General features: G+C 58.7%; 6 protein-coding genes. All 6 read right to left on the bottom strand.

What is annotated here, in order from left to right:
- Nucleotides 1–106 precede the first annotated feature (106 nt).
- The gene (locus tag PMI37_RS25430; RefSeq protein ID WP_008086515.1) at nt 107–1,480 is read right to left on the bottom strand and encodes a TolC family outer membrane protein; all 1,374 of its coding nucleotides are present in this window, start codon (nt 1,478–1,480) and stop codon (nt 107–109) included.
- 2 nt (nt 1,481–1,482) lie between these two features.
- Nucleotides 1,483–2,832 (bottom strand): HlyD family type I secretion periplasmic adaptor subunit, encoded by a 1,350-nt coding sequence (locus tag PMI37_RS25425; RefSeq protein WP_008086513.1) that lies wholly within the window; start codon nt 2,830–2,832, stop codon nt 1,483–1,485.
- Nucleotides 2,829–4,604 carry a type I secretion system permease/ATPase gene (locus tag PMI37_RS25420; protein WP_008086511.1) on the bottom strand — a complete coding sequence of 592 codons (1,776 nt, stop codon included), beginning with the start codon at nt 4,602–4,604 and terminating at the stop codon, nt 2,829–2,831. Before PMI37_RS25420 ends, PMI37_RS25425 begins: the two co-directional genes overlap by 4 nt.
- 210 nt (nt 4,605–4,814) lie before the next feature.
- Entirely contained in the window at nt 4,815–5,237 is a 423-nt protein-coding gene (locus PMI37_RS25415; RefSeq protein WP_157173116.1) for an AprI/Inh family metalloprotease inhibitor, read from the bottom strand.
- 93 nt (nt 5,238–5,330) lie between these two features.
- The gene (locus PMI37_RS25410) at nt 5,331–6,797 is read right to left on the bottom strand and encodes a serralysin family metalloprotease (RefSeq protein ID WP_008086507.1); all 1,467 of its coding nucleotides are present in this window, start codon (nt 6,795–6,797) and stop codon (nt 5,331–5,333) included.
- Nucleotides 6,798–7,336: 539 nt separating this feature from the next.
- Nucleotides 7,337–8,422, bottom strand: coding sequence for a polyamine ABC transporter substrate-binding protein (locus PMI37_RS25405; RefSeq protein ID WP_008086505.1), 1,086 nt, complete (start codon nt 8,420–8,422; stop codon nt 7,337–7,339).
- Nucleotides 8,423–8,473: the final 51 nt, after the last annotated feature.

Here is an 8,473-nt window from a genome sequence, read left to right as displayed (position 1 = left end):
AAGCGCCCCCCGGCGGTCTCCCAGAAATAACCGCGCCGCATGAATGTGCGACTGCTGCGCAGCCGAACGGGGATAAATCCCCTCGCCACAGGTCTGCGCAAAACCATCAATTGGCGCGGTGACCGGGGACGTGGCCAAAGGCTTCGTCGACCCGCGCCAGATCCTGTTCGCTCAAGGTGCCGGCGTAGTAATGCAATTTGGTCCAGGCCATCAAATAGTCGTACCGCGCCTGCGCCAGATCGCGCCGGGTGGTGAACAGTTGTTGCTCGGCGTTCAACGCATCGAGATTGGTCCGTTCACCGCCAAGAATGCTTTGCTTGGTCGATACCACCAACGCTTCGGCAGACGTCAGTGCCTTTTGATAAGCGCGCAATTTATTCACCCCCGACAGACACGCGCTGAACTGGCGACGCAGTTCAATCAAGGTCTCGCGGGTCTTGCCGTCGAGTTCGTACTCGGCCTGCTCCATGCTGCGGCTGGCCTGACGGGTCGACGCCGACACCCCGCCACCGGCGAACAGTGGCACGCTGACTTCGAGGCCAATCGTGTTGGTTTCGTAGCGCTGGTTGTAGGTGTTGCCGCTTTCCGATTCGTTCTGCCGCATCGAGGCATAGGCGTTGATTTTCGGCAGATGCCCGGCCCGATTGCGTTCCACTTCATACCGCGCCACTTCCACGGCCTGGCGCTGCGAGGCGAGATTGGGGTTATTGCTGATTGCCATCTCGTGCCAGGTGTCGAAGTTGGCGGGCTGTAAGGTAAACGTCTGGAAGTTCTGATCCAGCGGCACCAGATCGGTAATGTCTACGGCCGGGACGCCAACCAGTGCCCCCAGTTCGCGCAACGCGGCGTCCTGCTCGTTACGCGCTTCGATCTCCTCGGCAGTCGCCAATTCATAGCGCGACTCCGCCTCAAGAATGTCGGTACGGGTGCCCTCGCCCTGTTTGAACATGTGCTCGTTTTGCTGAAATTGTTGCTCGTAGGCCTTTTTCTTTGCCTGGGCGATGTCGATCTGATCCTGAGCAAACAAAGCCTTGGTGTAGTAGTCCAGCACGCGTACCAGCAACTCCTGGCTTTTGCCACGAAAGTTCTCGTCGGCGAACAGTGATTGCGCCACGCCCTTGCGATACGCCGCGTAGGCTTCGTAGTCGAGCAAAGGTTGTTGCAGGGTCAGCGCCGAGCCGTAGCTGCTGTAGTTGCGATCGTCGGTACGATTGCGCGCGCGTTCGTCCAGCGAAGTCGCTTTTGACGAGTTACGGCCCTTGTTGTAGGTGTAACCAAGCTTTGGCAACAACCCGGCGCGGCCAATGGCGCGATTCTCCAGACCGGCATCGCGCTCCTTGATCGCCCCGAGGAACACCGGGTCATTGCGCAGCGCCTGTTCGTAAATCTCGAACGGCCCAAGGGCCGCTACTGCTGAGTGACTCGCGAGCAGCATCATTGCCGCCGCGAGTATCGAAAGCTTTTTCATACAGCCGAACATCCTTATTCCTCGGTCAACGCGGAGCCTGCCCGGTCGAGCAGCGGTTTGAACAGATAGTTGAGGAGTGAACGTTCGCCGGTACGCACGAACATTTCTGCAGGCATGCCGGGCTTGATCACCAGACCGTTGAGTTTCTCCATGGCCTGATCGCTGACGCTGCTGCGCAACACGTAATACGGCACGCCGGTTTTCTCATCGACCATCTGGTCGGCGGAAATCAGGCTGACTTCGCCCGGTACACGCGGTGTTTTGCTCTGGTTGAACGCGGTAAACAGGATGTCCACGGGCAGGTGCGTGCCGACCTTGTCGATCAGGTTGATCGGCAAGTGCCCTTCCACTTCCAGCGTGGTGCCTTGCGGCACGATCTCCAGCAGGGTTTCGCCCTGACGCACGACGGCGCCTTCAGTGTGGACGCCGAGATTGACCGCAACACCGTCGGCAGTGGCCATGATCTCGCTGTGTTGCAGGTCGAAACCGGCAGAGGTCAATTGCTCGGACAGGGTTACGCTTTTCAGCTGGGCGTCGGCCAGCTGCGTACGCACTTCCTTCTGGTATTCCTCGCCATGCTGTTGCAGCTTCAGGCGCGATTCGAGGATGCCCTGCTCCACGCGGCCGCTTTCACCGGTGTTCTCGGCCAGTTGTTGCTGCACTTGCGACAGTTGGCGCTGGTATTCCATCAAGCGATTGCGCGGGATGTAGCCGTTGTCGGCCAGCGGTTGCAGGTTGCTCAGTTGTTGTTGCAGGGAGTCGGCCTGCGCATTCAGGTCGGTGCGCGCACGGCGCATGCCCGCCAGTTGCGCGGTGGCGCCCTCGATGCTGGCGCGCAAGGCTGCTTGTTCACGGTAGAACGCTTCGCGACGGCTGCTGAACAGTTGGCGCTGGCCTTCGAGCACGAGGGCCAGGCGCGGATCCGGATCGTTGCTCAGCTCAGGCGGAAAGGTCACCTGCTTGAGATTGTCACGTTCCGCCTGCCAGCGCGCCAGGCTCGCCCAGGCCATGCGGTATTGGGCTTGCAGCGATTGCACGTCGGCGGCGACTTGCGTCTGGTCGAGGCGGAACAGCGGCTGGCCCTGTTTCACGATCTCGCCTTCGCGCACCAGAATCCGGCTGACCACGCCGCTGCTCATCGATTGCACGGCTTTGCGTTTGCCCGAGACAACGACGGTGCCCTGCACCGGGATACCTTGATCGAGCGGCGCCAAAGCCGCCCAGGTGAAAAAACTGCCGGCGCCGACGATGGCCAGAATCCAGCCCATGCGCGCGAAGAACTTCGCATCGCGCTCCGGACGTTCGGTGAGGTAGGCGTGTTCCATGTTCGCTTCGTTTTCAGTGTTCATGCTGGCGCTGCTCATACACCCGAATTCCTTGTCGTGGGCTGATACTGCCGGCTCATGCTGAGCCCGCCCGGTGCTTGTGCAGGTTTTTCACGCTGTTGCTCTTGCTGGCCGGACAGTGCCTTGAGCACATCCTGGCTTGGGCCAAAGGCTTGCAGACGGCCGTCGTTGAGCACCAGCAGCTTGTCGGCCTGGGCCAGCACCGAGGAACGGTGCGTCACCAGCACCACGGTGGTGCCCTGGGCCTTGAGCGCGGCAATGGCGCTGGCCAACGCGGCTTCGCCGACGGTGTCGAGGTTGGAGTTCGGTTCATCCAGCACCACCAGGCTTGGCGTGCCATACATGGCCCGGGCCAGGGCCACGCGCTGCTTCTGGCCACCGGACAAGCCGCTGCCGTCTTCACCCAATTGCGTGTCGTAGCCTTGCGGCAGTCGCAGGATCATCTCGTGCACGCCGGCCTGTTGCGCAGCCGCCACGACTTTCTGTGGATCGGCCTCGCTGAAACGGGCGATGTTCTCGGCAATGCTGCCGCTGAACAGCTCAATGTCTTGTGGCAGGTAGCCGATGTACGGGCCGAGCTGGTCACGGTTCCAGCGGTGAATGTCGGCGCCGTCCAGACGCACGATGCCGCCGAGGGTTGGCCAGACGCCGACCAGCACTCGGGCCAGGGTCGATTTGCCCGAACCGGACGCGCCGAGTACGCCGAGCACTTCACCGGCGCCGAGATTGAAATTGACCATGTGCAAGGTCGCTGCGCGCTGCCCCGGCGGGCCGGCGCTGACTTGTTCGAACGTGATCTGGCCTTTCGGCGCCGGCAGCGCCATGGCCTCGTCGCTCGGCGGGAAGGCTTGCAGCAGCGCATCCAGACGGCGATAAGCCAGCTTCGCCCCGCTCCACTGCTTCCACACCGCGATCAACTGATCGATCGGACTCAGCACTCGTCCCATCAGAATGGAACCGGCGATCATCATGCCAGCGGTCATGTCGCCCTTGATCACCAACAACGCACCCAGGCCCAGCACCAGCGATTGCAGGCACAGTCGCAGGGTTTTACTCAGCGAGCTGATCACCGCGCCGGTGTCGCTGGCCTGATTCTGCAGCCCGAGAAAGCGCGAATGCACCTGAAACCAGCGCTTGCGCAGCGAACCAAGCATGCCCATCGCTTGAATGGTTTCGGCGTTGTGCAGGTGACTGGTGGCCAGTTGGCTGGATTTCTGCGAAAAACCGGCCGCATCGCCCAGCGGCTTTTTGGTCATGTACTCATTGAGGCACGCCAGAGCGATCAACAGCAGTGCGCCGGCGGTGGCCAATACGCCCAGCCAGACGTTGAACAGGTAGATGACGAACAGATAGACCGGGAACCACGGCGCATCGAAGAACGCGAACAGCGCAGGGCCGGTGACGAACTGGCGAATGTGCGTCAGGTCGCCCAGCGATTGCCCGGCGTTGCCCTCGCCCTTGAACAGGTTGCGCTCGAACGCGGCCTGATAGACCCGCAGGTTGAAGCGCCGCTCCAACTGGCTGCCGATGCGGATTACGATAAAACTGCGAATCACCTCCAGCAGACCGATGAAGGCAAAGAATCCGACCACCATCAGCGACAGCATGACCAGCGTGGTTTCGTTCTGTGACGACAACACGCGGTCGTAAACCTGAAGCATATAGATGGAGGGCACCAGCATCAGCACGTTAATCAGTGCGGTAAAACAGCCAACGCTGATCAGGATGCTTTTATAGTCACCCAATGCCTTGAATAAGGGAGCGGTGGCTGGGGCCTTCGCCATCTTCATTGATTATTCCTGAAAGAGTTATCCCGCCCATCTTTGGCGGGACTTCAATTAATTATCGGCGCATCGCCGGGACTTACTGTTCAAGTGGCCGCTTACACTTTCATAACAACTTCCGCTGTTTATTACGGTGCAGTTGTTGTCGAGCGCTTTGCTTATAACCACCTTGTGGCGCTTTATATTAAAAACCTGTCGCGAACACAGTCATCAGCGTTATGGCGTCGTGCGCTCGAGCGTAATCACCAGGCCCGACTTCAAAGTGGTCAGATAAAGCCCATCACGTTGTCGGCTGAAGAACTGGATTCTTGAACCTTCCTTGCCGGTGATCGACAGACCGTCAGGATCGGGAAACCAGCCGATCGGCACTTCTTCGAGCCACGCGCCCAGGCAGTCGGCACCTTTGCCCAGCACCTTGTCGGCCTGCAACTCGACCAGGCAAGTATTCGAAGGTTTGTCCTGCAGTTTTTGCGCCTGAGGGTCCTCGCCGCGCGTGGACAACGTTGCTTGCCATTGTCCGGCCAATACGGAAGGTTCTTCGAGCCTGAGGCTGCTTGCCATGCTGGTTGCTCCTGAAATCATGATGAACGCCGCCGAAAGCCACGCCATTGCCTTGTAGGTAAAAGCTTTATTGATCATGGGAATATTCGCTCCGGCGCGTAGCCTTGCCTACAGATTCAACCGACGCAAGTGAAGAAAGCGGCGCATGACGCGCCGCTTCCCACTGTTACATCACGCCACGATGTCGCTGGTCGCCGCCTGGCCCACGGTGCTGACAGCGAAGTCAGCCACGCCATGCCCGGAGAAGTCCACCGACAACAGGCTGTTGCCGCCCGACGAGGTCAGTACTGCATCGCCCGCAGCACCGGTGAAGGCGCTGACGAAGTGCAGGCCCGCACCCTTGGTGATGCCGGTCAGGTCGATTTTGTCCAGACCGCTGACGAAATCGAGGATCTGATCGATCGCACCCGGCTTGGAGTCGGAACTGGCCGCGAACACGAACGTGTCCGAACCTGCGCCGCCCCACAGCTTGTCGGCACCGCCAGCCCCGTAGAGGATGTCGTTGCCGGCACCGCCCTTGAGCTCGTTCGACACGTTGTTGCCGATCAGCAGGTCGTTGCCCGAACCGCCGATGGCGTTCTCGATGGTCACGCCTTTGGCGATCGAGACGTTACCCACCAGACCACCAACGTCGGAGAACGAGGCTTCGTTGAGGTTGATCTTCTGGTTCTGGGTGAAACCCGAGAAGTCGAAGGTGTCCTTGCCGCCCGCATCCCAGACCGAGAACACCAGCTTGTCGCTCGACGACGAGGCGCTGAGGAAATCGCGGCCGGCGTTGGAGTTGAAGCCGTAGGTGGTGTCACCGGTACGGGTGTTCATGTTGGCGCCGTAGAGCTTCTGGATAGCAGCGATATCGTCCATCAGCGGACCGGAGGAATAGGCTTCCACCCCGCCCTTGCTGAAGTTCTGGTTGGTATTGCTTTCGCTCCAGTAACTCATGACGCTGTAGCCGCGGGTGTCCTGGCCGTAGGACGCGTCGTTGTAAGTCGGGTTGCCATTACCGGCGTTGTAGTCGCCAGGGTGAGCAAGGCCGAGGCTGTGACCGATCTCGTGAGTCAGGGTCTGACGACCGTAGTTGTTCAGATCCGGGTTTTTGTTTTGCGTGTAGCCACTGTTGATCAAGTACCACGAGGTACCGTCATAACCGTTGCCGGTGCCCGGCAGATAGGCGAACGCTGCCGCGCCATCCTGGCCGCCGCTGTAGTTGCCGAAGGTCATGTGGCCGTCGCCGCCCGAGGCTTTCTCGGTGAAGGTCACGTTGGCCACATCGGCCCAGGATTGCATGGCGAGCTTGGCCTGGGTCTGTTGTTGAGTACTGAACTGACTGAACCCGCTGATCCCGTGCTTGTTCATCGTGCTGGACGATGCCGAGGTCAGGAACGTGTAGGTGAGTTCGATCTTGCCGCTGCCATCCTTGTCCTGATAGGCAGCGCCGTCACGCAGCAACTGGGTTGCGGCCTGGTCGACGGAGAAGGAGGGTTTGCCATTGACCGTGAGGTTGCCGCCACGATCGTATTGATGGCTGAAGCTATCGATCTGGTTATACGCCGAGCTGGCTGCGGCCAGAGGTTGCGGCGCCGCGGACAGCTGGAAAGCCTGTTCGGCGGTATCAATAGCATTAGCTTTAACTTTCGACATAAACACACTTCCTTGTTTAGCAATGGAACAGTTTTTGTCCGATAGCGACAATCCCTGGCGAGATCGTCCTATCACTCGCCCAATGAAGGCATCAGAAACCTGACACAATTTGAAATCTGACGTCTAGCGTTTTTTTGAGATCAAATTGAACTGTTTGGTAAAACTGCCGTAAACAAAGCGTGTGGCGCCGAAAGATTGTTTGAAGTTGCTGACTTGCGTCTAATTGTCTGACGATTTTCTATTTAATTATTAAATATCGGTAAGTTGTTTTTTGTTAGATGCGTCTCACTTTTCCGCACTTGATCAGTGCAGTGCCAGTGTATTGATATCAACGCCTGCACCCTAAAAAACACAACCAAACTGTAGGAGCTGACGAGTGAAACGAGGCTGCGATCTTTTGATGTTAAAATTTCAAGATCAAAAGATCGCAGCCTCGTTTCACTCGTCAGCTCCTACAGGATTTCATGATTTCAGGGTCTCAGAATTTCAGAATTTCAGGGTCTCAGAATTTCAGGGTTTCAGGGTCTACCCGGGAATGCTCAGCTGCCAGTGCGGATTTTGTTCCACACCCGCGTCCGGATGCGGTCGATGTTCAGCGGCATCGCCTCCAGCGCAAACAATTTGCCCATCATTTCCGGGCTCGGGTACACCTTGGTGTCGTTCTTGATCGCCGGGTCGATCAGGCTGTCGGCCTGTTCGTTGCCGTTGGCGTAGTGCACGTAGTTGCTGATGCCGGCCATCACGTCCGGGCGCAGCAGGTAGTTCATGAACGCGTAACCGGCCTTCTCGTCCGGGGCGTCGACCGGCATGGCGACCATGTCGAACCAGATGGCGGCACCTTCCTTGGGAATGTTGTAACCGATGTCGACACCGTTCTTGGCTTCCTTGGCGCGGTTTTCCGCTTGCAGGATGTCGCCGGAGAAACCGACTGCCACGCAGATATCGCCGTTGGCCAGGTCGCTGGTGTATTTCGAGGAGTGGAAGTAGCTGACGTACGGCCGCACTTTCATCAGCAGCGCTTCGGCCTTCTTATAGTCCTCGGGATTTTTGCTGTGGTGCGGCAAGCCCAGATAGTTGAGCGCCGCCGGCAGCAATTCCGGACCGTTGTCGAGGATCGCCACCCCGCACTTCTGCAGCTTTTCCATGTTCTCGGGCTTGAAGATCAAGTCCCAGGAATCCACCGGCGCGTCATCGCCCAGTACGGCTTTGACCTTGGCAATGTTGTAGCCGATGCCGGTGCTGCCCCACAGGTACGGGAAACCGTGTTCGTTGTTCGGATCATTGACCTGCAAGGCCTTGAGCAACACCGGGTTGAGATTCTTCCAGTTCGGCAACTGGCTCTTGTCGAGCTTCTTCAGCGCCCCGCCCTGGATCTGCCGGGCCATGAAGTGGTTGGACGGGAACACCACGTCGTAACCGGATTTGCCGGTCATCAGCTTGCCGTCGAGGGTTTCGTTGCTGTCGTAAACGTCATAGGTGACGCCGAAGCCGGTGTCCTTCTCGAAATTCTTGGTGGTGTCCGGCGCGATGTAATCGGACCAGTTGTAAACCTTGACCGTTTCCGCCGCTTGGGCGAGGGAAACGGCGAGCATCAGCGGTGCCAGAGCGAGGGTTTTGCGGATCATGGATCGATTCCTGTGTAGGTTTTTTTGTTGGCAGGCAATCAAAGGATCAAA

Origin of the sequence: Pseudomonas sp. GM80 (assembly GCF_000282515.1) — a bacterium.
Taxonomy (GTDB): domain Bacteria; phylum Pseudomonadota; class Gammaproteobacteria; order Pseudomonadales; family Pseudomonadaceae; genus Aquipseudomonas.
This window is presented reverse-complemented; position numbering and strand designations above follow the sequence as displayed.